The sequence below is a fragment of the Mycolicibacterium thermoresistibile genome (assembly GCF_900187065.1).
GTDB classification, from domain to species: Bacteria; Actinomycetota; Actinomycetes; order Mycobacteriales; family Mycobacteriaceae; genus Mycobacterium; species Mycobacterium thermoresistibile.
Window position 1 is genome coordinate 3,917,261 of record NZ_LT906483.1, and the last position, 26,310, is coordinate 3,943,570.

The following is a 26,310-nucleotide window of genomic DNA, read 5'->3' on the forward strand; positions in this document are numbered from 1 at the left end:
TCCCGCCTAGTGCACTTGTCGCAGTAGCATGGCCGTGGTTCCGCTGTTGGCCGCCCCCACTCCGACGGCGGCCAGCGTCGCGTTCTCGATCTGCCGCTCCCCGGCTTCGCCCCGGATCTGCAGGCAGGCTTCGTGAAGATGCCCGAACCCGTGCAGGCGGCCGCCGGACAGTTGTCCGCCGGCGGTGTTGATGGGCAAGTCGCCGCCCGGTGAGATCCGCGCCGGGTCGGCGACGAACTCGCCGGACTCCCCGAGCCCGCAGAAGCCGAGGTCCTCCAGCCAGCACAGCACGAACACGCTGAAACCGTCGTACAGCGAGGCGTAGTCGACGTCGGCGGGCGTGAAATCCGTGCGGTCCCAGATGGTCGACCACCGGGAACTGATCCGGGTGATGTCCTCGCCACCCTCCCAGGTGAACCGGTCATGGTGCGCGCAATCGAGCGCCTCGACCGTCACCGCCGGATGGTCAAGGGCGCGTGCGTGGTCGCCGCGCGAGATCACGAACGCCGTCGCGCCGTCGCACGCGATGTCGCAGTCGTACATGCACAGCGGATCCGACACCATACGCGCGTTCAGGTAGGTGTCCAGGTCGAGGGGCTCGGTGTAGATGGCCGACGGATTGCGCGCCGCGTTGGCCCGTTGGACGATCGCGATCGAGGCGAGCTGTTCGCGGGTCAACCCGTAGCGGATCATCCTGGCCCGCACCTGCATTCCGGCGAGATTGGCCGCGGTCACGCCGTACGGCAACTGCCAGCCCATCATCCCGCTCGGCCGGCCGCCGCGCGCGCCGTAGCCCTGCCGCCGGCCCGGCCCCTGTGCGGTGCCCTCCCAGATGCTGCGCCAGCACAGCACATGGTTGGCCAGGCCACCCGCTACGGCGAGCATCGCGTCGACCACCGCGCCCAACTGGCCCGGTGATTCCCCGCCTCCGGCAACCCAATTCGGCTTGATGCCGAGCGCGTCGTGGATCTCCCGCAGCGACGCGCCGGAGAACCCCGGCCCGGCCTGCGACGCGCCCGGATACGTCGTCAACCCGTCGATGTCGGCGAGCGTGAGCCCGGCGTCCTCGACCGCGGCCTGGCACGCCTGCGCGGTCAACTCCAGGGGGTCGCGGCCCAGCCGTCGGCCGATGTCGGACTGGCCGACACCGCTGATGACGACCTTGTCGGTGAGTGGCGAAGCCATCACAGGTCCGGTTCGAACAACGGAACGTAGACCTCGTCGTCACCGTCGGTGTACCGCTCGAACGTCACCCGCACCGGCATCTTCGCGGTGACCTCCTCCGGGCGCACGTTGACGAGGTTCGTCAGGACCCGAACGCGTTCGTCCTCAACCGGATTCACAAACGCCACCACGTACGGCGGCGGAAAGCCCGGAAAGAACGGGTGCTCGTTGACGGTCCAGGTCTCCACGGTCGCGCGGCCGCGCAGCGCCACGTAGCGCAGGACGCCGTGGTCGTGCGGGCAGCGCAGCGCGGGCGGATGGACCAGGCGCTCGCAGTCGTCGCAGCGCTGCAACTGCCAGGTGCCCGCGGCGCCACCGGTCCAGTACGGCCGGTTCAGTTCCGTCAGCAGCGGCACCGGCCGCTGATCTGTCGCCGCGCTCATTGCTTGTCGAGTCCGAAGATGAACCGGTCGGCGATCGCGTGCTCGTTGCGGATCGACATCTCCTGCGCGGTGTTCAGCCAGAGCCCCTCGAACCCGTGCGAGTGCATGCCGGCGTGGATCGCCTCGATGTTCTGCAGATCCTGGGTCGGCAGCTCGCCCCAGCCGTCGTGATCCTGCCAGCGCTCGAACACCTGCCAGCTGGTCTCGGGAACCTCACCGGGCGCGAAGTGTTCGAGCGTGAACATCTCGAATGTGCACTTGTCGGGGTCCTCGGCGTCGGGCAGCATCCGATATCCGAGCAGACACGACTTCTCGACGAGGATGACCATCGTCGGGAAGATGTGCCAGTCGCCGTTGCCCGCGAAGTACTCCTCCATCGACATCCGCGGGAAGTCCACGCCTTCGGCCAGCGCGAGTTCCTCACACAGCTGGTGATACAGCACGAACGGCGGCACCTCGCTGGGCTCCATCGTCGCCAGCTTCTGCGCGGCCCGGTAGTCGCGCTCGGTCACCAGCGCGTTGACCCCGATGTAGTTGTACTGCATCGCGTTGGCGAACACCTCGGGCCGCGACGCCTGCTCCTGGCGGCCCTTGTCCCGCTCGGCCGTCTCGGGCCGCTGGGTGTAGATGAAGCGGGAGTGGTTCTTGTACGCGATGGTCGGGGTGTACGGCGCGTAGACGTACTCCTGGGGCTTCGCGGGCTCGGTGCTCGGGTGAGGGCTCTGCGCGGTGCGCAGCGTCTGCGGGTGCGTACCCGGCGTGTGGTAGCCCTCGATGAACGCATCGATCACCGTCTTGTAGTTGGCCGGCAGCGTCGTCCGCTTGCGCCATCGGAATCGCATGTCCTGTAGCCGGAACGGCGCCAGCGCGGTGGGCAGCGGATCCAGCCACTCGAGCAGCTCCGGCGGCTCGTCGGCCATGCTGATGAACACCCAGCCACCCCACGTGCCGACGTGGACCGGCCGCAGCCCCCACTGCTCGCGCGGCCGGTTGGCGAACTCCTCCCGGCCCGGCACGAACGACGAGCGCCCGTCGAGTGAGTACCGCCACCCGTGGAATCTGCACCGCAGCTCCCCCTCGGCCTCGACACCGGTGCCGCACACGATTTTCATGCCCCGGTGCGCGCATGTGTTGTGAAAGGCCTTGATGCTGCGGTCTTTCTGGCGCACTACCATGATCGACTGCCTGCCGATGCAGTACTCGTAGTAGCTACCGGGGTCGGGAATCTCCTCTTCGCGGCAGGCCGGCTGCCAGACCTGGGTGAAGAGCCGATCGAGTTCGAGCTGGAGGAATTCCGGATCGATGTATCGGCTCTTGGGGACGAACGTCTCGCCGCAGGCGTACTTCTGCGGCACTCGTTGGGCCGTCAGGTCGGTCATTCGTCACCTCATCCGTCAGGTCACTTGGCAGGCGGCTTGTCGAAGATGTTGGGCCACAGGATGGCCTCTTTGAACGACGACTCGATCTCAGCGAAGGCGGTGGGGATGTCCCAGGTCCCGCTGGCCGAGACGATCTCGCGCTCGATGACGGGGTTCGTCATCAGGCTGATGCGGCCGTTGCCGGCGAAGATGACGCGGCGGTTCAGCCAGTCGGACTGCTCGCTGGCCAGGTAGACCACCGGCGGCACGCAGTTCTTCGGCGACAGCCGCACATTGGAGTCGGAGTAGTCCATGCTGCCGCCACCCTTGATCCCCTGCGTCATCCGGGTGCCGGCGATCGGTGCGATCGCATTGGACGTGACGCCGTAGTTGCGCAGCGCGTTGGCGCAGGAGAAGGTGAGCCCGACGATGCCCATCTTCGCGGCCGCGTAGTTCGGCTGGCTCGGCGCACCCTGCAGGCCGGACATCGAGGTGAAGTTGATCAGCCGGTACTGACCACCCCGGTTCTCGCGCCACCATGCCGCGGCGTGCCGGGTGACGTTGAACGTGCCCTTGAGGTGCACCGAGATGACGGCGTCCCAGTCCTGCTCGCTCATCTTGAAGACCATGCCGTCACGCAGGATGCCCGCGGCGTTGACCACCACGTCCAACCCGCCGAGCGTATCGGCGGCGCGGGCGATCAGCGCCTCGCAGGCCGCGAAGTCCGTGATGTCGGTGACATCGGCGAACGCCTTGCCACCCTGCTGGTTGATGGCCGCGACCACCGACTCGGCCGGTCCCGGGTCACGCCCGGTGCCGTCGACCGCGACGCCGGCGTCGGAGACCATGACGGTCGCCCCCTCGGCCGCCAGGCCCTCGGCGATTGCGGCTCCGATGCCCCGGCCCGCGCCGGTGACCAATGCCGTCCGTCCGTCTAGCACACCCATCTACCACTCCTCATCGCAGGGCTCATCATATAGAACACACTGACATCTTTTGTATAACTGTTGCAACTATTCGAATCCCCACTCCCGGTAGCGGCGCTCGAGTTCGGCCAACGCCTCGCGACCACCCCGCACCGACCGCTCCTTCATGAAGTTGAATTCGTCGTCGCGCCAGACCAGGTTGCTGAACACGCTGTGCCCCATCGGAACCCAGTCGCCGAACTGCGCCATACCCACGGCGTTCCAGAACGTGATCAGCGCATGCTTACCCACCATCAGCCCGTCGGAGGAGTGGTGCGCGATCGCCCGCGCGTAGCGCAGCGCCTCGTCCCGAAGGCGATCGGCGGGCACGACCGAGGCCGCGACCCCCCACTCCTTGAGCTCGGCCGCGCGCACCTTCCGCCCGGTGATCATCGCCTCGTAACCGCGGTTGGGCCCCAGCTTGAGCAGGACCAGCGGCATCGCGGTGGAGAATCCGGCGAACCCGATCCGCGCCTGCGGCCGCGCCAGATACATGTCGTCGGAGACGACCAGGATGTCGGCCGCCAGTGCCAGGTTCATCCCGGCCCCCAGCGTCGCACCCTGACACGCGGCGATGACCGTCTTCGGGAACTCCAGCCAGTTCGTCAGGTGCCGGTGCAGCCGGCGGGCGTTGCCCATCCGCGCCGTCTGCGGCAGCTTCCCGCCCTTCTTCAGGCCGGCCTGCTCGACAGGCAGCCGCCGGACGTCGTCACCGGCGGAGAAGTCCTTGCCCTCGGCCGCCAGGATGACGACCTTCACCTCGTCGTCGGCCTCCGCACGGTCCAGGTGCGCCTTGAACAGCACATGCATGTCCGGCGACAGGATCGCGTTGCGGCGATCGGGCCTGTTGATCGTGATCTGCGCGATGTGCGGTTCGACAACCTCGTAGCGGACCCAGCTCTCATCGACCTCGAACTCACCCGTGGCCCGATCGTCAGCGCTCACCGTCTCTCCGATTCCACCGTCAGAAGATTGCACACATGAACATATTCCGCTTCATTGTTACATAGGTGGTAGGGTTCGCCATATGCCGACATTGACAGTCAGCAAGGACCTCACGGCCAGCGCCGAAGCAGTGTGGACGCTGCTGGCCGACTTCGCGGACGTCCGGTGGATTCCGGTGATCAGCGATGTCGAGGTCGAGGGCGAGGGCCCTGGCATGAGCCGCAAGATCCGCGGCTCGGCGGAGGCCGATCCGACGGTCGAGACGCTGCTGTGGATCCGGCCCGAGCAGCGCCAGATCTCCTACCGCATCGACGGCAGCCCGTTGCCGGTCAACCGCTTCGAGGCCGTCGTGTCGGTGACCGAGTCCGGCGTCGGCGGTTGCCGAGTCGCCTGGACCGTGGACTACGAACCGTCCGCCGACGACGCCAGCGCGCGCGAGAGCATCGAGGCGGTCTACGGAATGATGGCGGACTGGCTGGCAGCGGCGGTGAATCCGGCCACCTAGAGCTTGAAACAGATACACATTAACTGTTCAATAGTCTAGAATCGTGCCGGTGATCGACCCTCAGGACCTCGTGCTGATCAGCGTCGACGACCACACCGTCGAGCCGCCCGACATGTTCAAGGGCAGGGTGCCGTCGCGGTACGCCGATCAGGCACCGAAGATCGTGCAGGACGACGACGGCGTCTGCTTCTGGGAGTACGACGGCCTGGCACTGCCCAACATCGGGCTCAACGCCGTGGCGGGCCGTCCCAACGACGAGTGGGGCTTCGAGCCGTCGCGCTTCGAGGACATGCGCCGCGGCTGCTACGACGTCGACGCCCGGGTCGACGACATGAACGCGGCCGGGGTGTTGGCCTCGCTGTGCTTCCCGTCGTTCCCCACCATCTCCGGGGCGCTGTTCACCTACCGTGGTGACCGCGATGTCTCGGAGGTCATGGTCCGCGCCTACAACGACTGGCATCTGGAGGACTGGTGCGGACGGCATCCGGACCGCTTCATCCCGCTGGGCATTCTGCCGCTGTGGGATCCGGTCCTCGCCGCGGGTGAGGTGGCGCGGCTGGCCGCGAACGGCTGCCACGCGGTGACGGTGCCCCAGCACATCGGAAACTACGGCCAGCCGCCGTGGCAGGACCCGCAGTGGGATTCGCTGTGGGAGGCGGTCTGCGAGCACGACACCGTGGTCAACATCCACATCGGCACCGGCGGCGGAGTGCCTGTCCCGTCCGACCAGACCACGTACCTGGCGTACAACTCGATGCTGGCGATCGACACCCTGCGGTTCACCGCGGACCTGTTGTTCTCGCCGGTGATCCTGAAGTTCCCGACCATCAAGTTCGCGCTGTCCGAGGGTGGCATCGGCTGGATTCCGTTCATGCTGGAACGGTTCGAGGACCTCTACTCTCGTCAGCGCGCATGGACCGGTGACGACCTCGGCGACGGGGTCACCCCGACCGACGTGTTCCGTCGCAACTTCATGTCGTGCTTCATCCGCGACCGCGTCGGCATCGAGATGCGGGACCGCATCGGCGTGCAGACCATCTGCTGGGAGATGGACTACCCGCACTCGGACAGCAGCTGGCCGGATGCCCCCGAGCAGCTCGCCGCTCAGTTGGAGGGCTGCACGCCCGAGGAGGTCGAGGACATCACGTGGCGAAATGCCGCACGCGCCTTCGGCTATGACGGTGTCGAACGGCTGGGCCGGGAGAACTGCACCGTGCGCGCACTGCGCGAGAAGACCGCCGGACTCGACCTGTCCGCGCCAAAGGTCGAAGCGGGCCGCGCTCCCAAGGCCGGTGCCACCGCCATCACCTACGGCGACATGAAGAAGCGTATGGCATCGATCCTTCGCGGGGGCTCGTGAACGACCGCGATTACGGCGTCGCGCTCACCGACGCCGACCGAGCCTTCCGCGACGAGGTGCGCGAGTTCCTGGCATCGTCGCTGACCCCGGATCTGCTCAGCCGCGACGGCGGCGAGACCGCCCGCCTCGACCGGCTCCGGCGCTGGCAGGGCCTGCTCTACGACGCTGGGCTGGCGGCCATCTCGTGGCCGACCGAGTACGGCGGACGCGCTGCCACGCCCACCCAGCAGCTGATCTTCAACACCGAGATGGCGGCTGCCCGCGCGCCCGAGCCGATCAACCGCAGCGCGATCAACCAGCTCGGGCCGACGATCATCCAGTGGGGCACCGACGAGCAGCGGGCGTACTACCTGCCCCGCATCCTGTCGGCGGAAGACGTCTGGTGCCAGGGATTCTCCGAGCCAGAGGCCGGCAGCGACCTCGCGTCGCTGAAGACCAGGGCCGTCATCGACGGCGACGAACTGGTCATCACCGGCCAGAAGATCTGGACGTCGAAGGCCACGTACGCCAACCGGATCTACCTACTGGCCCGCACCGACCCGGATGCGCCGAAGCGCGAGGGCATCAGCTACATCCTGGCCGATCTGAACACCCCGGGCATCGAGGTGCGCCCGATCCGGCAGATCACCGGCGCCTCGGAGTTCTGCGAGGTGTTCCTCGACTCGGTGCGGGTGCCGCTGGCCAACGTGCTCGGGCCGCTGCACGGCGGCTGGCGGGTGGCCAAGTCGACGCTGGGCTACGAGCGGGTGGGCCAGAGCCGTACGCACCGTATCGAGCGTCGTCTCGGCATCCTGGTGAAGATGGCACAGGAGCCGAATGCGCTGACCGACAGCGGATTCGACGACAGCTACGTCGCCGATCGGATCGTCCGGTACGCGGCACAGGTCGAGGCGTTGCGCCAGATCGCCGCACAGGCCACCGCGGCGGGCGTGCGTGGCGTCGCCCCGGGCCCGGAGGCGTCGGTCGCCAAGCTGCTCACCTCGGAGGTGGACCAGTCGATGGCGAACTTCGGTGTCGAACTGGCCGGTGCGCCCGGGGTGCTGGAGCGCGGGTCACCCGGCGCCGCCAAGCGCGGCAACGTCGCCGCGAGCTACCTGCTGATGCGGGCCGCCACCTTCGGTGCGGGCACATCCGAGATCCAACGCAACGTCATCGCCGAACGACTTCTGGGGTTGCCGCGTGACAACTGACACCACCGTCTCTCTCGCCGAGATCGCCGATACCGCAGCCGAACTCGCGGAACTGCGGCAGTCCGCGCTGGAGATCGTGCGTCGCGCCTGGTCGGTGGAACGCAGCCGCGGGCTGCTGGACGGCCCGAGCCCGGCGTTCGACGACGCGCTGTGGTCGACCGTGCGCGACCTGGGCTGGCCGGACGTGCTGGTGCCGGAGAGCGCCGGCGGCGCCGGTGGCACGCTGCGCGAACTGGCGGTGCTGACCGAGGTGACCGGATCGGTCGTCGCTCCCCTGCCACTCGCCGCGACGGCGGCGGCGGCCTGGTGTGAGGGTCGGCCCGCCGACGGCATCGCGATCGTGGCGCCGGAGCCGGCGACGGCAGCCGGCCAGACGGCGACGGGCACGTTCTCGACGGTCCCGTACGGCGCGGTGGCGACCCGTCTCGTCGTGCTCGCCGAGGCCGACACCGCGGTACTCGGCGTCGTCGACCTCACCGGGCCGGGGGTCGAGCGCACACCGGTGACTCCCCTCGATCACGGTCCCGCGGCGCACATCAGCCTCGATCGGGCCCCCCTGCGGCAGATCGCCCGTGGCGACGACGCCATCGCGCGTCACCGCGACGCGGTCCTGCGCATGCGCGTCGCGCAGGTGGCCGAGCTGGTCGGCGTCGCGGCCGCCGCGAACGAGGCCGCCACCGAGTACGCGAAGGTCCGCGTGGCATTCGACCGGCCGATCGGCTCGTTCCAGGCCATCAAGCACCGGCTCGTCGATCAGCGGGCGGCGATCGAGGTCGGCCGCGCACTGGTCAATCGGGCCGCCGACGCGTGCGACCACGGACAGCCCGACACCGAGGCGCTGGTGTCACTGGCGGTGTTCTGGGCCGTCGACTCGTTGCGCACCGTCCCCGAGGGGGCGACGCAGGTGTTCGGCGGGATCGCCTACACGTGGGAGCACGACGCGCATGTGTATCTGCGCCGGACGGCCACGCTCGCCGCGACGCTGGGTTCGCGTGCGCGGCATCGCCGGGTGGTCACCGACTGGCTGGCGGCCCGCGGCTGAGACCGCGGCCGCCGCGCGTCAGCGGTACTCGAGCGTGACGTCCAACCGGTCGAAGGTGTTCACCAGCGACGACTCACGCTTGACCCGTTGCCCGGTGACGCGCACCGACTTCGCCCGCCGGACCACCTCCGAGAGCACGAACCGCGCCTCGCGGCGGGCGAGCGCGGCGCCCATGCAGAAGTGCTCGCCGACACCGAAGCCGAGATGCCCGGCCGCGTCGGGGCGGTTGATGTCGAAGTCCTCGGCCGTCGGACCCCAGTGGTCGACGTCGCGGTTGGCCGACGCGTAGGCCATCAGCAGGCCGTCGCCCGCGCGCACCGTCTTGCCCCGAAGCTCGACATCCTGAGCGGCCTGCCGGGCCATGCTCATGACCGGGGTCCACCACCGCAGGGTCTCCTCGATCGTGTTGTCGATCTTCGACGGATCGGCGAACACCGCCTCGGCCTGGTCGGGGTGCTGATCGAGGCAGTGCAGAAGGCCCGCCAACAGGCTCTGCGTCGTCTCGCTGCCCGCGGCGAGCAGCGTCAGCGCGTAAACCATGATCTGGACCTCGTTAAACGGCTCACCGTCGATGCGCACCTGCGTGAGCATCGTCAGCAGGTCGTCGCGCGGGTCCTTGGCCCGCTCGGCGGTCAGCCCCAGCAGATACGGCCCGATCTGATCGAAGATGAGCTGGAAGTCCTCATCGGTCGCCAAACCGCTGCCCGCCTTGGCGATCGTGGTCGCCCACGACGCGACCTTCGACCAGTCCTCCTCCGGCACCCCGAGGAAGTGGGAGAACACGAAGACCGGAATGGGCTCGGCGATGTGCTCGACCCAGTCGAACTCACCGTCGGGCAGCCGGTCGAACGCGTCGGAGACGACCTGCCGCACCCGGTCCTCCATCTTGGCCACCGCCGACGGGGTGAACCTGACGCCGATCGCCTTACGATGGGCCCGGTGCTCCGGCGGATCCATGAACATGATTCCGCGACTGCCGTATCCCTGTGGGTCGACGCCCTGGCGATGCGCGATCAGGTCCATCATGATCCCGATGCGCTCGGACTTGAACTTCTCCGGCCGCGCCGAGATCGCCTTGATGTCGTCGTACTTGGTGACGACCCAGAACCGGCCTTCCTGGTACCAGTGCAACGGATCGGTCTCGCGCAGATGGCGGAACGTCGCGTTGGGATCACCCAAGTAGAAGGAGGGATCGTCGAAACGGGCTTCAGACAGGTCGGCAATCGTCGACATAGTATGAACAATAGAACACTTGATGTGAAGCTGTGAAGTCGTCCCCCGTTGCGGGTGTGTTGCCTCTCGATATGGACTCAACAGAACGAATATTGTTCAATTGTTCAGCACACAGCGGGAAGGAGCGACGCACAGTGAGTCAGGAACATCCCACGACCACGGATTTCCTGGCAGGCGTGCGCGTGCTGCAGATCGGCGACGGCATCGCCGGCTCGGCCGCAGCCGCACTGCTGGCGAGCCTGGGCGCCGCCGTGGCCCGCATTCCGAGCACTTCGCGGACGGGCACACCCCGGACAGGACCGCACCTGGCAGGACCGCACGGGCCGGTCGCGGCCGTCGACTTCGTGCTCGACCACCGAAAGCGCATCCTCGACGCCGGCGCCGATCCGGCCGAGCACGCGCGCGACGCCGACATCGTCTTCGTCGACGGCGCCGCGGTCCCACCCGTCGACGGGCCGACAGTGGTGGTGGAGCTGACCCCGTTCGGCGCCGACGGGCCTGCGCATCCGGGCGGTGAACTGGTCGCACAGGCCAGCGGCGGGCTGATGGCGACGATCGAGGACAGCGACGGGCGGCCGGTTCCCGCACCCGGGTACGTTGCGTTGAAGGCGGCGGGGGCGGTCGCGGCACTGGCCGCCCTGCACGGACTGGACCGTCGCGGGTCGAGCCCCGTCCACGTGGACATGTCGATCCAGGAGGCGGTGATCTACACCGCCGCGCTGCCGGAATGCGCGCACGTCATGTACCGCTGCCCCGGCCGCGCGGGCAGCGGCCGTTACCTCGCACCGTCCGGGGTGTTCCCGTGCCGCGACGGGCTGGTGCGGATCACCGCGGTGGAGAACCACCAGTGGACGGGCCTGGTGAAGGCCTTCGGCCGGCCCGACTGGGCCGCGGGCCTCGACGACCGACCCGCCCGCATCGAGCACGCGGATCTGATCAACGCCAAGGTCACCGAGTGGACCCGCGACCGCCTCAAGGCCGACTGTGCCGCGATCCTTCAGGCCAACGGGGTGCCCTCGTCACCGGTGAATCTGCCCGGGGAGCTACTCACCTCCCCGCAGCTGGCGCATCGAAAGTCGTTGTACACGGGGCGAATCGGCGACCGCGATGTCACCGTCCTGGGCCCGCCGTGGCGTATCGACCTCGGCGATCGCCGGCCAACCCGGCCCGACGGCCTGCGCGGACTGCGAATCGCCGAACTCACCCACGTTCTCGCGGGCCCGATCATCGGCTCCCTGCTCGGCGCGATGGGCGCGACGGTGGTCCGGCTCGAGGACCCCGACCGGCTCGACATCTACCGGCGCAGCGGCCCGTTCGCCGAAGGGATCGCCGGCGTGGAACGCGGCGCCTACTACGCGGTGGCCAACCACTCCAAGCGCAGTGTGCTGATCAACCCCGAGCACGCGGCCGACGACGTCGCCGCCGCCCTGGCGCAGGCCGATGTCGTTATCGAGAACGTCGGATCGTCGCGGCTGAACCGGCTGAACGTGTCACCGGAGCGGCTCGCCGCGTCCGGGCGGCTGATGGTCCGGGTGTCGGGCTTCGGGTCGGACGGACCGCTGGCTGGATACCGGGTGTACGCCAACAACGTTCAGTCCTACGGCGGGCTCGCGGGCCTGACGACCGAAGCCGACGGCAGACCGGCACGCCTGGGCACTGTGCTGGCCGATCCGTTGTCGTCGGTGGTGGCGGCGGTCGTCATCGCCGCGTGGGCGGTCGGCCCGCGCGCCGACACCGGTGCGGTGATCGACTTGTCGATGTCGGAGGTGGTCGGCTACACCGTCGCCGAGTACGTCACGGCGGCGTCCACCGAACAGGGCGCCCCGGCCTCGGCCGTGCACCGCGGGGTGTATCCCGCCGCCGACTCGCGCTGGGTGGCGGTCGAACTGACCGGTGACGAGCCCGTCGACAGTGCCGACCTGCCCGCGCAGATCGCGTCGCTGCCCGCGCAGGACGCCGCGGCGAAGCTGACGAGCGCCGGTGTCCGCGCCGCCGTGGTGCGCAGCGCGACCGAGCTGGTCGGCGACCCGCATCTCGCGGCACGTGGATTCTTCCCCGAAATCGCCCACCCCGACCCGCAACTGCGCACCGGCCGGCTGGTGGGTCTGCCGTGGCGGTTCGCCGGTGCGGGACCGGTGCCGTTGAGCCCACCACCCGCACTGGGCAGTACCCCTGCCAGCGCGCTCTACGAGAGGACGCCAGTCTGACGATGTCCAAGCCAGCCACCGTATGGTCCTCGACGTTCGTACCGTCGAAATCCCCGTTCCCCGAGTACGGGCAGAACGGCTACAGCGTCGCGTGGGTCGACACCGACGACGGCCGGTTCCAGGTGCTTGTCGACGGCACCCGACCCGCTCCCGGCACCAAGGGCCGGTTGGTGCCCACCACCCTCGGCGAGGAGACCGTCGAGCTGTTCGTGGCGGATCAGTCATGACGGGGGTGCACATCACCGGAATCGGTGTCACCGAGTTCGGCAAGCACGGCCTGACGCCGCTGGCCGACCTCGGCGTGGCCGCCGCCGAGCAGGCGCTCGCCGATGCGGGCATCGCCTACAAGGAGGTCGGCGAGGTGTTCACCGCGTCCGCACTCGCGGGGCCGCAGACGGGCATCGGGGTGGCACATCGGTTGGGCCGCACCGGAATTCCCGTGACCGCGACGGAGAGCGCGTCCGCGGGGGGCATGGTCGCACTCCGGCATGCGGTGTGGGCGGTCGCGTCCGGCCGGTGCCGCACCGCGCTGGCGATCGGATACGAGAAGACCACCGCGCTGGAACCGGGCGGCGTGGTCCCGGCGGCAGTGGGCTTCTGGGACCGCTTCCCGCCGCAGCTGCACTATGCGATCGAGGCCGCACGTTTCCTGTACGACACCGGCGCCGGCCCGGAGGTCATCGCCGCCGTCGCCGCCAAGTCGTACAACCAAGCCCGCCTCAATCCCCTTGCCGCGCGCCGCAACCCGGAAGAGGTGACGGTCGACGAGGTGCTGGGCGCGCGGGTGGTGGCCGAACCGCTGACCAAGATGATGTGTCACGCCTCGGTCGACGGTGGGGCGGCCGTGGTGGTGTCGGCCGATCCGACGCCGCGTTCGGTGTCGGTGCTGTCGATCGAGCAGACCAGCTGGCCCGCCGATCCGCACTGGCCCCTGGTCGGCCCCGTCGTGGGTCCCCCCTCGCAGATCACGGTGACCGCGAAGCGCGCGTACGCCGCGGCCGGGGTGGAACCGAAGGACGTCGGGGTGGTCTCGCTGCACGACATGTGCGCCAGCGAGGAGATCACCGCACTCGTCGCGATGGGTCTCACCGACGAGGCCGGGGCCGTGCGGCTCGCCGAGTCCGGGGGGTTGGCGTCCGACGGCGCCCTGCCCACCAACACCGACGGCGGCTGCATCGCCCGCGGTCATCCGATCGGTGCGACCGGCCTTGCGCAGACCGCCGAGGTCGTCATGCAGCTGCGCGGCGAGGCGGGCGCGCGGCAGGTGTCCCGACCGCGGGTGGGGCTGGCGCAGGCGGTCGGCGGCGGCGGCTCGTGTGTCGTCGCGCTACTGCGCGAGAAACAGCAATAGTCGCGCTACTGCGCGCGTGACGGCGCCAGCGCGACGGTGGCCTCACCCGGTGTCGTGCTGGTGCCGTTCTGGTCGACGACGTCAATCTTGAGGTGCACCAGGTATTCCGGTCCGTCTGGTCCGTCGACGATCTCCTTTCCGGTTACCTCCCCGATCCCGCGCAGGGTATCGCCCTTCTGGTTCATCGAGCGGTATTTGGCGTTCAGCGCCCGGATCTCGCCCTCATCGCCGATCCACGCCTGCAGCATGTTGACCAGGTAAGCCAGCCGCAGGTTTCCCATTCCGAAGGCGCCGCGCTCATTACCCGCCGCCCGTCCGGCCTCGTCGTCCATGTGAATGGGAATGAACTCGTCGTTGACCGCGGCATAGCGGTTCCACTCGGTGAAGTGCGTCGTGCGCACGTAGGACGGGATCTGGTCGCCGATCTGAATCGACTCGAAATCAACGGGACTCATCGCAGCCTCCCTCACAGCGCGATTCCGAGGACCTTGGTGTCGAGGTACTCCTCGATACCCGCCCGCGCACCTTCGCGGCCCAGGCCGCTCTGCTTGATACCGCCGAACGGCACCGCCGCCGACGTCGGGTTGATGTCGTTGATGCCGATCATCCCGAAGTCGAGCGCCTCGCCGACGCGGATCGCCCGGCTGATGTCGCGGGTGTAGATGTATCCGGCCAGGCCGTACTCGGTCGAGTTGGCCATCGCGATCGCCTCGTCCTCGTCGTCGAACACCATCACCGGCGCGATCGGACCGAACGTCTCCTCGGAGCAGATCAGCATGTCCGGGGTGACGCCGGTGAGGATGGTCGGAGCGTAGAAGTGCCCGTTGTCGAACGCGGGGCCCTGCAGGCGCGACCCGCCGAGTTCGAGCTTGGCCCCCTTGTCAACGGCGTCGTCGACCTGGCGCTGCATCTTCTTCAGCGCGACCTCGTCGATGAGCGGCCCGACCGTGGTGCCCGCGGCCAAGCCGTCTCCGGGCACCAGCTTCTCGATGCGCGCGCGCAACGTCGCGATGAACGGTTCGGCGATCGAGCGGTGCACGATGAACCGGTTGGGGCAGATGCAGGCCTGGCCGGTGTTGAGAAACTTCACGGCCGCACCGCCCTTGGCCGCGTGCTCCGGGTCGGCGTCGGGGAAGACCAGGAACGGGGCGTGCCCGCCGAGCTCCATGGAGACCCGCTTCATCGTGGCGCCGGCACGCGACGCGATCATTCGGCCGACCTCGGTCGAGCCGGTGAAACTGATCTTGCGCACCCGGGGATCGCCGAGCAGCTCGTCGGCGACCGGTTCGGGATCCGAGCACGTCACGAGATTGACCACGCCCGCGGGCACGCCGGCGTCGGCGAACACCTTGAACGTCTCGACCGCGCACAGGGGCGTCTGCTCGGCCGGCTTGAGCACCGAGGTGCACCCGGCGGCCAACGCCGGAGCCAGCTTGCGGGTGAGCATCGAGATCGGGTAGTTCCACGGCGTGATCGCGGCACACACGCCCACCGGCTGTGCCAGCACGATGAAGCGTTGATCGGCGCGGGCGGACGGAATGACCTCGCCGTACACGCGCTTGGCCTCCTCGGCGAACCACAGCAGGAAGTCCGCGGCGTAACCGACCTCGGTGCGGGCCATCCTCAGCGGCTTGCCCTGTTCCCTGGTCATCAGCTCGGCGAGGTCGTCGCGGCGCTCCAGCATGATCCGGTGCGCCTCGACGAGCACCTCGGCACGTTCGTACGCGGTGCGCGACCGCCAGTCCGGCAGCGCGGCCGCGGCCGCGTCGATCGCGCGGCGCGCATCTTCGCGCTCACCGTCGGGCACGCTGTCGAGCACGGCGCCGTTCGCCGGGTTGATGCTGGCGAACGTCTTGCCCGACGCCGCCGACTGCCACTCACCATCGATGTACATGCGGATTCTTCCTTAACCGAGTCAGTACCGGATCAACGTGTCGACGCGAGTGCGCACCCACTCGTCGTGCTGGTTGTGCAACTGCCGCTCCAACCGGATGTAGAGCATCTGCCCGAGGCGGCCCGCACGTTCGGTGGCGTCCTTGATCCGCCATCGACCCCGGATGACGTCACCCGGCCGCATGGGTACGCCGTATTGAAAAGCCACCCCGCCGTTGAGCATCCGCTGACCAGGCTCACCCGGTGCCGGCATCACCAGCGCCGACGGACCGTCGTCGCCCCGGGTGACCGGCCACGCGAACGGGTTGAAGTCCGCAGGCGCGATGAGGCCACCCCAGCGCGTCGTCTTGGCGTATTCCTCGTCCCAGTAGAGCCGCGGTGGTTCCTCCGGCCAGTACGTCGCGATCGCCCACCGCCGAATGTCCGAGCGGTCGATCGGGAACGACGGTGGACCCTCCTCATGCCAGACGCCGACTGCGTCGGCGAGCCGGTCGGTGATCATGCTCACGACATTCGCCCCTCGTGTCCGATGAAGTGCCGTCCGACAGCGGATGATTCGCTGTCGGCGGTACCGTTGCGCACTGCGCGCCAGAGGTATCAGTTAAACAGTCTATGTTATGGTGTTCAGCCATGGTGGCGATCGGCAGGCAATGGCATGTCAACCACGTCGTCTCCGACTACCGCACCGTCACTGACTGGTATCGCGAGGTATTCGGCGCCGTCGACGTGTTCACCGACGAGTGGCTCGAGGCCGAGAAGCGCTGGGCGTCGATGGTGACCATCGCCGACCTCGCGGTCGACGTCATGGAACCCACCGTCGCCGAGCTCCCGCTGGGGAGGTTCCTGTCCCGGTTCGGCTCGCACTTTCATGCGGCGGCATATTTCGTCGCCTGCCCGCCGACCGAGATCTTTGACGCCCTCACCGCCCAGGGGGTGCGGTGTTTCGGCCTCGCAGGCGCCGGCCGGGAGGTGATGGTCGAGAAGCCGATGAGCCCGGTGTTCACTCATCCCCGCGACACCGCGGGCCAACTCGAGTTCATGCCGTTCTCCGAGTCCCGGCCGGGTCCGCTCGGCGTGCCGGGCAAGTGGGCGGACCCTCGCTACGGCGAGGGATGGTCGACCGAGCCGTGGGAGCGGCACCCGCTGGGCATCCGTGGCTGGCGCATCGGCGTCGTGGTGCGCGACCTCGACCGCGCCACCGGGATCTACCGGGCACTCGGTGCCGACGTCGTCGCCAAGGACGACGGACCCGACGCGGCCCGCTGCCGGCTGCGGCTCGGTACCAACACCACGGTGGAACTCATCTCCCCCACCTCCGAATCCACAGTCGCCGGGCGCGATCTGGCCGCCAACGGCGAGATCATGCACTCGTGCGTCTTCGAGACCGCTGACCTCGCGTCCGCGCAGGCATATCTGGCCGACCACGGTGTCGGCATCGCCGAGCGTCACCGCGGACGCCTCGTGACCGATCCCGCGACGTGCCACGGCGCGGTGTTCGAATTCGTCGAGTAGGACCCCCAGTAGGACATGACCGAAACGCTGCACGCCACACTTCGCCCGCTGTGCCACATCACCTATCAGCTCGCCGATCCCATCGCGGTGTCGTCCGGCCCCACCGGCAGCCGCACCATCGGCGAGATCACCGCCGCACGGTACGAGGGCGAGCGCCTCAAGGCCTCACTGAAGGGCAGGGCCGCCGCCGACTGGGCGTTCGTCGAGCCGTCCGGCCGGGTCCTCGTCGACGCCCGCCTCACCCTCGAGACCGACGACGGGGCGACGATTCTGGTGACCTACACCGGGCGGATGACCGGACCCACCGTGCACTCGGCGTTCTTCTTCGAAACCGGCGACGAACGCTACCAGTGGCTCACCCAGATACTCGCCGTCGGCAAGGGCGGCTTCCGCGGCGAGAGCCTCGAATACGAGGTCTACGAGGTGGTCTAGGCGATCGCGCCACTGTCCTTCAACGCCGTGATGCGATCCCAGTCGCCGCCGAGTTCGAGGATCAGCTGCTCGGTGTCGGCGGCGAACTCCGGCATCGGCCGCAGATTCAGCGGGGTCTCGTCGAACAACACTGGGCTGGCGACGAGTTCGGTCTTACCGCTGCCGGTTTCGACCTCGACGATGCCGCCGTTGGCGCGCACCTGCGGGTCCGCGGCGACCTCGGCGGTGTTCTGCACCACCGCCCACTGCCCCTCGAACCCGTCAAGCACCCGCCGCCAGTGCTCCAGCGGCTGGGCCGCGATGGTGGCGCGCAGGATCTCGGTGGCCGCCGCGGCGTTCGCGGTCAACGCCGCGTGACTGGCGAAGCGCTCGTCGGCGGCGAGCTCGCCGACCCCGATGCGCTTGCAGAACTCCCCGAAGAAGCGGAACCCCTGCAGCATCGACAGGCTCAGGAAGCGGCCGTCGGCGGTCCGGTAGAAGCCGACGAGCGGATTGTTGGGCGCGACGTTCGCGCCGGTGGGATTGGGGATCCACGGCTGACCGCTGATCAGCGCCGCGTTGATCGCCACCCCGGACGCCCACACCCCCACACCGAGCAGCGAGATGTCGACGACACGGGCCACCCCGGTGCGCTCCCGCTCGAACAGTGCCGCCGCGATGCCGCCGGCTATGGTCATGCCGCCGATCGAATCGCCGTAGGCCGGGCCCGGCTGGGGCACAACGCCTTCCATGTCGCTCGGCGTCGACCCCATGGCTCCGGCCGCCCGACTCCAGAACCCGGTCATGTCGTAGCCGCCGATCTCGGCTTCGGCGCCCAGCGGCCCGTACGCGCTGCCGCGCGCGTAGACGATGTCCGGATTGACCGCGCGCAGGTCCTCGACATCGATCCTGAGCTTCTTGCGGGCCTCAGGCAGGAAGTTGGTCAGGAACACGTCGCTGGTGCGCGCGATCTCCATCAAGAGCTCGTGCCCGTCCGGAGTGGACATGTCGATGGCGACCGACCGCTTGCCCCGGTTCGCGTGCTCCATCACCGGGTTTCGGTCACCCTCGATCGTGATGTGACCGAGGCTGCGCAGCCCTCGCTGGGAGTCGCCGGTGCGCGGGTGTTCCACCTTGATGACGTCGGCGCCCCAGTCGGCCAGTACCGCGCCGGCCGCGGGCACGAACGTCCACTGTGCAACCTCCAGCACACGGACACCTCTCATCGGCGCAGGGGCACCTTCTGTCATCTGTTCAGCCTCCGATGTGGTCAACGCCATTGCATTGAACAATAGAACACTTTATGTCTAGCTGCTATTGTCATTGCCGTGACGGACGCGTTGTCGCACCTACGGGTGTGCGATCTGAGCGGTCAACTGGCGGGCGCCGGTGCGACCAAGATCCTCGCCGCGTTCGGTGCGGAGGTCATCAGGGTCGAGGACCCGGTCACCCGTGGGCTCTGGGATGCCCTGCGGGGCTCCGGGCCCTACGTCGACGACCGCCGCGGGGTCAACCTCGGCGCCGGTTTCAACAACCACAACGTCGGCAAGTACGGCGTCACCATCAACATGCGCACCCCTGAGGGGAAAGACCTGCTGCGCGAACTGATCTCGATCAGCGACATCGTGACCGAGAACTTCGCGGCGGGGGTGATGGAGAAGCGCGGCTTCGGCTACGAGGAGCTCAAGAGGATCAAGCCCGACATCATCTACGTGTCCAACTGCGGGTTCGGCCACACCGGGCCGTACCGGGACTTCAAGACGTGGGGCCCGATCGTGCAGGCGGTGAGCGGGTTGACCTACACCGCAGGCCTGCCCGACACCGAGCCCGCCGGATGGGGCTTCTCGTACATGGACCACATGTCGGCCCTGTACATGACCACAGCCCTGCTGGCGGCCCTGCATCACCGCGACCGGACCGGGGAGGGCCAGCACGTGGACCTGGCGACCGTGCCCGCGGGCACCGCGATGCTGTCCACGCAGGTACTGGAGTGGACGGTGAACGGCCGCAGCGTGGCCGCCGCGGGCAATCGGGCCGACTTCGGGGAGATGGCACCGCACGGCATCTACCCGTGCGCGGGCGAGGACCGCTGGATCGCGATCGCCTGCCGCGACGACCGCGAGTTCTCCGTGCTGGCCAAGGTGCTCAACGAACCCGAACTGACGTCGGAGCGGTTCAACACCCTCGAACAGCGACTGCGGGCCGCCGATGACCTCGACACGCTGATCGGCTCGGTCACCGCCACCCGCGACGCGGCGGAACTGGCCGACGACCTCATCGCGGTCGGCGTGCCGGCCAGCGTGGTCAAGAGCCCGCAGGAACGCATCGACGACGACCCCGACCTCGCGGGACTGTTCCCGTCGGTGACACACCCCGATATCGGCGAGGTGCGCGTGGAGGGCATTCCGCTGCGGTGCTCGAAGACGCCGTGGACCATCGCCTCGGCGGCCCCCCGGCTGGGCCAGCACAACCGCGAGGTGCTGGTGGACCTGCTCGGCCACACCGAGGAGGAGCTGAACGACTGGGCGCAGCGAGGTGTGATCTGACAGCGCTACACGACCTGCGGGTCATCGAGATATCCGACCAGTTCACGCCGGTCGGCGGCCGAGCGCTGGCCGAGTTGGGCGCCGACGTCATCGTGGTCGAGCCGCCCACCGGTTCGACCCATCGTGCCCGGCCGCCGTTCGTCGACGACCAACCCGGCGCGGACCGCAGCCTCCGGTGGTGGGCGGACAACGTCGGAAAGCGTTCGGTGACGATCGATGTTCTCGCCGATGCCGGACGGCGCCGACTGCTGGAACTGATCGCCACCGCCGACATCGTCATCGCGGGCAGCGACCGGTGGGAGACCGTCGACTACGAGACGTGCGCGGCCCGCGACGCGGGGTTGATCTGGGTGTCGGTGAGCCCGTACGGGCTGGGCAGCGCCCGCAACGGTCAACCGACGACCGACCTGACCATGCTTGCCGGCGGCGGCCAGGTGTGGAACTGCGGATACGACGACCACACCCTGCCGCCCATCCGCGGCGCCGGTGACCAGTCGGCGAACATCGCCGGAATGTACTGCGCGATCGGGGCGCTGGTGGCTCTGGCGCACCGCGACCACACGGGTCAGGGGCAGCTGGTCGATGTCAGCGTCAACGCGGCGTGCAACGTCACCTGCGAGCAGACGACGTACCACTGGCTGGTGAACCGCCATGTCTGCCTGCGCCAGACCGGCAGGCACGCCTATCCGACCCCCAGCTCGCCCGTGCAGGTGCGCTGCGCCGACGGACGCTACGCCACCACCGGTGTGCTGCCCCGCAAGCAGGAGGACTTCGCCGAGCTGTTGGCGTGGCTGGGCGAGCTCGACCTCACCGAGGAGTTCCCCGAGGCGGTGTTCCTGGAACTGGCCGCCAACCGGGATGAGCCCGTCGACGGGTCACTGATCGGAATCGACGACGAGACCACGGCGATACTGAGCGCCGCGCGCGACGCGATCCGCCTCATCGCATCGCGGCTGCCCGCCAAGGAGTTCTTCGTGACCGGCCAGCGCCGCGGCTTTCCCTGCGGTGCCGTACTTCCCCCGAACGAGGCCTTCGACGACGAGCACAACGTGGCACGTGGCTTCCGCGTTCCGGTGGAGCACCCGGAACTCGGCCGGACCGTCACCTACCCCGGCAGGCCATACCTGTTCAGCGCGACGCCGACGACCGCGCCGACTCGCCCGCCGCTGCTGGGCGAGCACAACGCACTGCTCGACGACCTCGCCGAACAACAAACCGAACCACAGCGATGAGCGACAGGATCCGCCTCACCCACTTCGGACTGTGCGTGCGCGACATCGGTCGTGCCGAACAGTTCTACTGCAATGCACTGGGTTTCGAGGCCATCGGCCGGATGACCGTCGACGACGACGCCACGGCCACGCTGCTCGACATTCCCGGCCTGCTGCTCGAACTCGTCTACCTGCAGCGCGACGGATTCCGCCTCGAACTGCTCGGCTACGCGCGTCCTGCGACCGTGGGCGAGCAGGGGCCGCGGCCGATGAACGCCGTCGGCTTCACCCATCTGTCGTTCCGGGTCGACGATGCCGACCGGGTGATGGACGCGATCGTCGCCCACGGCGGTCGCACGCTCCCGGAGCGCACCGTTGCGTTCAGCGGCGGCAACCGCGGCCTGATGGCGACCGACCCCGAAGGCAATCTGCTTGAACTGATCGAACGCACGGCTGACAGGTGACGAAATCATGGTGCCGACGACCAACGAATTGACGTATTCGCCGTTCTCCAAGGCGATCTTCGACGACCCTTACCCGGTGTACCGCCGGTTGCGCGACGAAGCGCCCGTGTACCGCGACCCCGAGGACCGGTGGTGGGTGCTGTCCCGGTTCGACGACGTCTCCGCCGCGCTGCGGGACTGGTCGACGTACTCGTCGAAACTCGGCCCGGCTCCGGAGAACCCGGACAACGACGGCCGCAAGTACTCGATCATCTCGATGGACCCACCGCGACACGACCGGATCCGCGGGGTACTCAAGGGCTTCTTCACCCCGAAGGCGGTCGAGGCGATGGAGAACGCGTTGCGCGCGGTCGTGGCGCACCATCTCGACAAGCTGCGTCCCGGCACCACCGTCGACGCCATGCAGGCCTTCGCCTTCTCCATTCCCACCGACGTGATCGGCGACCTGCTCGGTGTCCCGCAGGGCGACCGCGAACAACTGCGGCTGTGGTGGGAGGACTTCCTCACCCGCCACGAGGGCGAGGTCGCCATGCCCCCGAAGGCGATCGAGGCCAACCGGAAGATCAGCGCATACATCAGCGATCTTATCGACGAGCGGCGCCGCCATCCCGGTGACGACCTCATCAGCATCGTGCTCAACGCGACGTTCGACGACCCGGAGGCCGGCGGCGAGCGGTCCCTCACACCCCACGAGGTGCTGATGTTCGCGAACCTGCTGTCGGCAGCCGGTTCCGAGACCACCCAGAAGCTGATCTCCAACGGTCTGGTGGCACTCTACGAGCATCCCGACCAGTGGCGGCGAATTGTCGCCGACCCCAGCCTGATTCCCGCTGCCGTGAACGAGGCGCTGCGGTACGACACCCCCAGTCACTGGGTTGCTCGCACCCTGACCAAGCCGGTCGAGAAGCACGGGGTGCGGATGCAGGCCGGCGACTGGGTGCTGCTCCTGCTCGGCAGCGCCAACCGCGACGAACGTCGCTACCAGGACCCCGACCGCTTCATCATCGACCGCCCTCGCGGCACGGACGTGTACTTCGGCTGGGGCATCCACATCTGCCTGGGCCAGTGGCTGGCCCGCCGCGAAGCCCAGCTGGTGTTCGAGTACATCGCCAAGAAGTTCCCGAACTACTCGATCGGTGCGCGCGAACGTGTACTCACGGCCACCGTGCGGGGCTACACCAGTGTGGAGATGACGCTCAGGTGAGCGTCATCTCCACACCGGCTCAGCCGGCGCTGAAGACCCCGGGCGATTGCGAGTAGTCCACGGTCGACAGCTCGGTCATGCCGCCGTCGACGTGCAGCACGGTACCGGTGATGAAGGCGGCGTCGTCGCTGGCGAGGAACGCCACCGCGGGCGCGATCTCGGTGTCCGGATCGGCGCCACGCTTCATCGGCGACGCCTCCGCGGTGCGGGTGTAGTTGTCCCACTCGGTGCCGATCATCTTGCGCTGCACGTCCGTCAGCGCGAACGGGCACAGCGCGTTCACCCGGATGCCGTGGTGCGCCCACTCGTTGGCGGCCACCTTGGTCAGCGCATGGATGGCCCCCTTGGCGGCGGAATACGGTGCGGTGTAAGCCATCCCGCCCAGAGCGGAACCGGACACGAAGTTGATCACCGAAGCCTTGCCGGAGGCCTTCAGCGCGGCGAACGATGCCTGCATGAACCGGAACGTCGCCTTCGGCCCGGTGGCCTCCGACAGTTCCCAGTCCTTGTCCGAAACCAGTTCCAGCGCCTTGGGCATCGCAAAGTACTGGGCGGCGTTGACCAGCACGTCCAGCCGGCCGTCGACAGACGCCGCCGCGGCCGCGGCCTCGATGTCCTCCCGCTTGGCCACGTTCGCACGGACGAATGCGGCACTACCGCCTGCCGATTCGATGAGCTCGACGCACTCGCGACCCTTGTCCTCGTTGAGGTCGACGATCGTCACCCGGGCGCCCTCGGCCGCCAGTCGGCGGGCCACCGCCCGACCGAGACCTTGCGCACCTCCCGTGACGAGGGCGTTTCGATTCTGGAGCCGGGACAACATGGGCCTCCTTGCAGTGAACAGTTGAACAACTTTCGTTCTATCATCCATGATGGTATCCGAACGCTCAGGAAGGAAGTCGGATGCGCGTCGAAGTGGATCGCGAACTGTGCGAATCCAATGCGGTGTGTGTAGGTGTCGCTCCCGATGTCTTCGAACTCGGTGACGACGACCTCGCGCGCCCCCTGGTAGACGAGGTGCCCCCGGACCGGGAGGCCGCCGTCCGGGAGGCGGTCGCGTTGTGCCCGAAGGTCGCCCTCACTCTGCACGACAGCTGATCGCTCAATGGACATCGGGCTGACTGACGAGCAGAAGCTCCTGCAGGACACCGTATCCGCGCTGGCGGATCAGCTCGCCACCACGAACCCGAGCGAGATCGCCGGGGGTGAGGCGCTCGCGCAGCGATGGCGCCAGGTGGTCGAGGTCGGCATCCCCACCCTGCGCTCCCCCGCCCTGTGCGGACTGGAGGCCAGCGGGGTGGAGACCGCGCTCGCGGTCGAGCAGTTGGCCCGCAGACTGTGCGCGGTGCCGGTCGCCGGTCAGGCGGTGCTCGCGGCCGAGCTGCTGGAGGCCGCGCGCGCCGAGAAGGAACTGGACCTGTTGGCCGAGGGCCAACTGCGGATCGCCCCGGTACTCACCGCCGACCTGCGCGGGTTCGGCACGCTCGGCGCCGGCGCGGTGGCGTTCGACACCGCGGGTGCGACCCACGTGCTCGTCGCCGAAGAGATCGACGGTTGCCGCCGGCTCGGCACCGTCGCCCTGGACGGGGCCGCCGCCGAGGACGGCCTCGACCTCACCCGGGCGGTGCGCCGGCTACCCGCCGACGGCCCGGCCGAGGTGACCGTCGTCGGCGAGCCCATCGCCGACGAGCGGTGGCGGCGCGTCGAGGCGCTCGCTCTGACCGTCATCGCCGCCGACCTGCTCGGCGTGATGCAGGGTGCACTCGACGACGCGGTCCGCTACGCCGGCGAACGCAGCCAGTTCGGTGTTCCGATCGGCTCCTTCCAGGCGATCCAGCACCTGCTGGCCGACGCGCTGGTCAGCGTCGAGGGCGCCAGGAGCTGCGTCTGGCACGCGGCGTGGGCCATCGACCACCTGCCCATCGACGAGGCGGTGCTGGCGGCCATGACGGCCAAGGCCTACGCGTCGGCGGCCGGTCGCGACGTGGTGGAGACCACCGTGCAGGTGTTCGGCGGCATCGCCATCACCTGGGAGCACCTTTCGCACCTGCGGGTGCGCCGAACCCTGTTGAACCGCCGCCTGTTCGGCGACGAGACGACACAGTACGAGCCCATCGCCGAGTTGCGGTTGGCGAACGAGGAGCTCGCGTAGCCGATGGATTTCAACGACACCCCCGAGGAGGCCCGGTTCCGGGCCCGGCTTCGCCAGTGGCTGCGCGACCACAGCGCCGAGGCCACCATCCCCGACGATCCGGGCGCCCGCGCGGACGCCCAGAACGCCTGGCATCAGACGCTCTACGAGGCCGGCTACATCGGATTGTCGTTTCCCGTCGAATACGGCGGACACGGCCTGCCGCCCATCTACGAGGCGATTCTCAACGACGAGTTGGGCCGTGCCGGGGCGCCGCCGATCGAGGGGGTCGGCCATCTCAGCAACGCGCTGCGCCTGTTCGGAACCGACGCCCAGCGCACCGAACTGCTGCCCGGCCTGCTGTCGGGCCGGGTCCGGTGGTGCCAGGGATTCAGCGAGCCCGAGGCGGGTTCGGATCTGGCGGGCCTGAAGACCACCGCCAACCTCGTCGAGAGCGACGGCCGCCGGTTCTTCCGGGTCAACGGGCGCAAGATCTGGACCAGCTTCGCCGCCGTCGCGGATTGGTGTTTCCTGTTGTGCCGCACCGAGCCCGACGCCCCCAAGCACCAGGGCATCTCGGTACTGCTGATACCGATGTCGACCCCCGGCATCACGGTCTCGCCGATCGTCAACGCCGCACGCAACCGCGAGTTCGCCGAGGTGACGTTCGACGACGTCGAGGTGCCCGAGGAGAATCTGCTCGGCGAGCGGGGGCAGGGCTGGACGATCGCCAACCAGTTGCTCGCCTACGAACGGGGACCCAGCGACATCAACTGGATCAGCCGGCTCTCGCGGCAGCTGCGCGACCTCGAACAGCAGGTGCGGTCCGGTCAGCTGGAGGACTCGGCGACGACGCGGGCGCGACTCGGTCGCGCGTACACCGAACTGCGCGCCCTGCAGGTCAAGGTACAGCGGTCACTGACCGAGCGGCAGCGCGGCGCCCTGCCGGGTCCCGAGGGCTCCGTGGACAAGCTGCTGATGGCGCGCGCCGACCAGGTGTGCGGCCACACGATGATGGATCTCACCGACAGCGGCCCGCTGCTGCACGAGGGCCTGGAGTGGGACATCTACGTGTGGTCGCGAGCCGCCGGGATCTACGGCGGCACCGCCCAGATTCAGCGCAACATCGTCGCGCAACGGGTGCTCGGCCTGCCCCGCGGGCGCTGACCGGCGGG

Annotated in this window: 27 protein-coding genes; 16 read left to right on the top strand and 11 right to left on the bottom strand. The window is 68.6% G+C overall.

Annotated features, from left to right (window positions below):
- Window positions 1-6 precede the first annotated feature (6 nt).
- The 5 genes from CKW28_RS18410 to CKW28_RS18430 form a co-directional block, all read right to left on the bottom strand.
- Window positions 7-1,185: a thiolase family protein gene (locus CKW28_RS18410; RefSeq protein WP_003925380.1), complete on the bottom strand. Its 1,179-nt coding sequence runs from the start codon at window positions 1,183-1,185 to the stop codon at window positions 7-9.
- Entirely contained in the window at window positions 1,185-1,607 is a 423-nt protein-coding gene (locus CKW28_RS18415) for a Zn-ribbon domain-containing OB-fold protein (RefSeq protein ID WP_003925379.1), read from the bottom strand. The genes CKW28_RS18410 and CKW28_RS18415 overlap by 1 nt, the downstream gene beginning before the upstream one ends.
- Complete coding sequence (locus tag CKW28_RS18420; RefSeq protein ID WP_003925378.1) at window positions 1,604-2,986, bottom strand: aromatic ring-hydroxylating oxygenase subunit alpha; 1,383 nt, start codon at window positions 2,984-2,986, stop codon at window positions 1,604-1,606. The genes CKW28_RS18415 and CKW28_RS18420 overlap by 4 nt, the downstream gene beginning before the upstream one ends.
- Before the next feature lie 20 nt (window positions 2,987-3,006).
- Window positions 3,007-3,912, bottom strand: coding sequence for an SDR family NAD(P)-dependent oxidoreductase (locus CKW28_RS18425; protein ID WP_003925377.1), 906 nt, complete (start codon window positions 3,910-3,912; stop codon window positions 3,007-3,009).
- A 66-nt stretch (window positions 3,913-3,978) separates the two neighbouring features.
- Window positions 3,979-4,875, bottom strand: coding sequence for an enoyl-CoA hydratase/isomerase family protein (locus tag CKW28_RS18430; RefSeq protein WP_003925376.1), 897 nt, complete (start codon window positions 4,873-4,875; stop codon window positions 3,979-3,981).
- Between the two features lie 82 nt (window positions 4,876-4,957).
- Between CKW28_RS18430 and CKW28_RS18435 the strand changes: the two genes are divergently transcribed.
- The 4 genes from CKW28_RS18435 to CKW28_RS18450 are packed head-to-tail and all read left to right on the top strand — an operon-like array spanning window position 4,958 to window position 8,972.
- Complete coding sequence (locus tag CKW28_RS18435) at window positions 4,958-5,380, top strand: SRPBCC family protein (protein ID WP_081475486.1); 423 nt, start codon at window positions 4,958-4,960, stop codon at window positions 5,378-5,380.
- 49 nt (window positions 5,381-5,429) lie between these two features.
- Window positions 5,430-6,740 (top strand): amidohydrolase family protein, encoded by a 1,311-nt coding sequence (locus CKW28_RS18440; protein WP_110844422.1) that lies wholly within the window; start codon window positions 5,430-5,432, stop codon window positions 6,738-6,740.
- Complete coding sequence (locus CKW28_RS18445) at window positions 6,737-7,930, top strand: acyl-CoA dehydrogenase family protein (RefSeq protein WP_003925373.1); 1,194 nt, start codon at window positions 6,737-6,739, stop codon at window positions 7,928-7,930. Before CKW28_RS18440 ends, CKW28_RS18445 begins: the two co-directional genes overlap by 4 nt.
- Window positions 7,920-8,972 (top strand): acyl-CoA dehydrogenase family protein, encoded by a 1,053-nt coding sequence (locus CKW28_RS18450; protein WP_003925372.1) that lies wholly within the window; start codon window positions 7,920-7,922, stop codon window positions 8,970-8,972. The genes CKW28_RS18445 and CKW28_RS18450 overlap by 11 nt, the downstream gene beginning before the upstream one ends.
- A gap of 18 nt (window positions 8,973-8,990) precedes the next feature.
- Here CKW28_RS18450 and CKW28_RS18455 read toward each other — a convergent pair whose 3' ends face one another.
- Window positions 8,991-10,205, bottom strand: coding sequence for a cytochrome P450 (locus tag CKW28_RS18455; RefSeq protein ID WP_003925371.1), 1,215 nt, complete (start codon window positions 10,203-10,205; stop codon window positions 8,991-8,993).
- A gap of 134 nt (window positions 10,206-10,339) precedes the next feature.
- Here CKW28_RS18455 and CKW28_RS18460 point away from each other — a divergent pair, with 134 nt between their 5' ends.
- The 3 genes from CKW28_RS18460 to CKW28_RS18470 are packed head-to-tail and all read left to right on the top strand — an operon-like array spanning window position 10,340 to window position 13,763.
- Window positions 10,340-12,412: a CoA transferase gene (locus CKW28_RS18460; protein ID WP_110844408.1), complete on the top strand. Its 2,073-nt coding sequence runs from the start codon at window positions 10,340-10,342 to the stop codon at window positions 12,410-12,412.
- Window positions 12,413-12,414: 2 nt separating this feature from the next.
- Window positions 12,415-12,639, top strand: coding sequence for a hypothetical protein (locus tag CKW28_RS18465; RefSeq protein ID WP_003925369.1), 225 nt, complete (start codon window positions 12,415-12,417; stop codon window positions 12,637-12,639).
- Window positions 12,636-13,763: a thiolase family protein gene (locus CKW28_RS18470; RefSeq protein ID WP_003925368.1), complete on the top strand. Its 1,128-nt coding sequence runs from the start codon at window positions 12,636-12,638 to the stop codon at window positions 13,761-13,763. Before CKW28_RS18465 ends, CKW28_RS18470 begins: the two co-directional genes overlap by 4 nt.
- A 5-nt stretch (window positions 13,764-13,768) precedes the next feature.
- Here CKW28_RS18470 and CKW28_RS18475 read toward each other — a convergent pair whose 3' ends face one another.
- The 3 genes from CKW28_RS18475 to CKW28_RS18485 are packed head-to-tail and all read right to left on the bottom strand — an operon-like array spanning window position 13,769 to window position 16,158.
- Window positions 13,769-14,218 (bottom strand): MaoC/PaaZ C-terminal domain-containing protein, encoded by a 450-nt coding sequence (locus tag CKW28_RS18475; RefSeq protein ID WP_003925367.1) that lies wholly within the window; start codon window positions 14,216-14,218, stop codon window positions 13,769-13,771.
- A gap of 11 nt (window positions 14,219-14,229) precedes the next feature.
- Complete coding sequence (locus tag CKW28_RS18480) at window positions 14,230-15,657, bottom strand: NAD-dependent succinate-semialdehyde dehydrogenase (RefSeq protein ID WP_003925366.1); 1,428 nt, start codon at window positions 15,655-15,657, stop codon at window positions 14,230-14,232.
- Between the two features lie 21 nt (window positions 15,658-15,678).
- On the bottom strand, window positions 15,679-16,158 hold the full coding sequence (locus CKW28_RS18485) for an FAS1-like dehydratase domain-containing protein (RefSeq protein WP_040546868.1): 480 nt from the start codon (window positions 16,156-16,158) through the stop codon (window positions 15,679-15,681).
- Between the two features lie 128 nt (window positions 16,159-16,286).
- Between CKW28_RS18485 and CKW28_RS18490 the strand changes: the two genes are divergently transcribed.
- Together CKW28_RS18490 and CKW28_RS18495 are read left to right on the top strand one after the other, a co-directional pair.
- Window positions 16,287-17,168: a VOC family protein gene (locus tag CKW28_RS18490; RefSeq protein ID WP_003925364.1), complete on the top strand. Its 882-nt coding sequence runs from the start codon at window positions 16,287-16,289 to the stop codon at window positions 17,166-17,168.
- Between the two features lie 15 nt (window positions 17,169-17,183).
- Window positions 17,184-17,600: a DUF3237 domain-containing protein gene (locus CKW28_RS18495; protein ID WP_003925363.1), complete on the top strand. Its 417-nt coding sequence runs from the start codon at window positions 17,184-17,186 to the stop codon at window positions 17,598-17,600.
- Here CKW28_RS18495 and CKW28_RS18500 read toward each other — a convergent pair.
- Window positions 17,597-18,805: a CaiB/BaiF CoA transferase family protein gene (locus tag CKW28_RS18500; protein ID WP_040546676.1), complete on the bottom strand. Its 1,209-nt coding sequence runs from the start codon at window positions 18,803-18,805 to the stop codon at window positions 17,597-17,599. The genes CKW28_RS18495 and CKW28_RS18500 overlap by 4 nt on opposite strands.
- Before the next feature lie 102 nt (window positions 18,806-18,907).
- On the opposite strand from CKW28_RS18500, the gene CKW28_RS18505 reads away from it, so the two are divergent.
- From CKW28_RS18505 to CKW28_RS18520, 4 genes are read left to right on the top strand one after another with little or no spacing between them, the layout of a single operon-like run.
- Window positions 18,908-20,125 (top strand): CaiB/BaiF CoA transferase family protein, encoded by a 1,218-nt coding sequence (locus CKW28_RS18505; RefSeq protein ID WP_110844407.1) that lies wholly within the window; start codon window positions 18,908-18,910, stop codon window positions 20,123-20,125.
- A 14-nt stretch (window positions 20,126-20,139) separates the two neighbouring features.
- Window positions 20,140-21,357, top strand: coding sequence for a CoA transferase (locus tag CKW28_RS18510; protein ID WP_268793674.1), 1,218 nt, complete (start codon window positions 20,140-20,142; stop codon window positions 21,355-21,357).
- Entirely contained in the window at window positions 21,354-21,800 is a 447-nt protein-coding gene (locus CKW28_RS18515) for a VOC family protein (RefSeq protein WP_003925358.1), read from the top strand. The genes CKW28_RS18510 and CKW28_RS18515 overlap by 4 nt, the downstream gene beginning before the upstream one ends.
- Window positions 21,801-21,807: 7 nt before the next feature.
- Window positions 21,808-23,004: a cytochrome P450 gene (locus CKW28_RS18520; RefSeq protein ID WP_003925357.1), complete on the top strand. Its 1,197-nt coding sequence runs from the start codon at window positions 21,808-21,810 to the stop codon at window positions 23,002-23,004.
- A 19-nt stretch (window positions 23,005-23,023) separates the two neighbouring features.
- On the opposite strand, the gene CKW28_RS18525 is transcribed toward CKW28_RS18520, so the two are convergent.
- Entirely contained in the window at window positions 23,024-23,875 is an 852-nt protein-coding gene (locus CKW28_RS18525) for an SDR family NAD(P)-dependent oxidoreductase (protein WP_328588367.1), read from the bottom strand.
- Window positions 23,876-23,907: 32 nt separating this feature from the next.
- On the opposite strand from CKW28_RS18525, the gene CKW28_RS18530 reads away from it, so the two are divergent.
- Genes CKW28_RS18530 through CKW28_RS18540 form a run of 3 tightly spaced genes read left to right on the top strand, consistent with a single transcriptional unit; the run spans window position 23,908 to window position 26,302 of the window.
- Entirely contained in the window at window positions 23,908-24,102 is a 195-nt protein-coding gene (locus tag CKW28_RS18530) for a ferredoxin (protein WP_003925355.1), read from the top strand.
- Between the two features lie 7 nt (window positions 24,103-24,109).
- Window positions 24,110-25,156: an acyl-CoA dehydrogenase family protein gene (locus CKW28_RS18535; RefSeq protein WP_003925354.1), complete on the top strand. Its 1,047-nt coding sequence runs from the start codon at window positions 24,110-24,112 to the stop codon at window positions 25,154-25,156.
- A gap of 3 nt (window positions 25,157-25,159) precedes the next feature.
- Window positions 25,160-26,302, top strand: coding sequence for an acyl-CoA dehydrogenase family protein (locus CKW28_RS18540; protein ID WP_003925353.1), 1,143 nt, complete (start codon window positions 25,160-25,162; stop codon window positions 26,300-26,302).
- The last annotated feature ends 8 nt before the right edge of the window (window positions 26,303-26,310 follow it).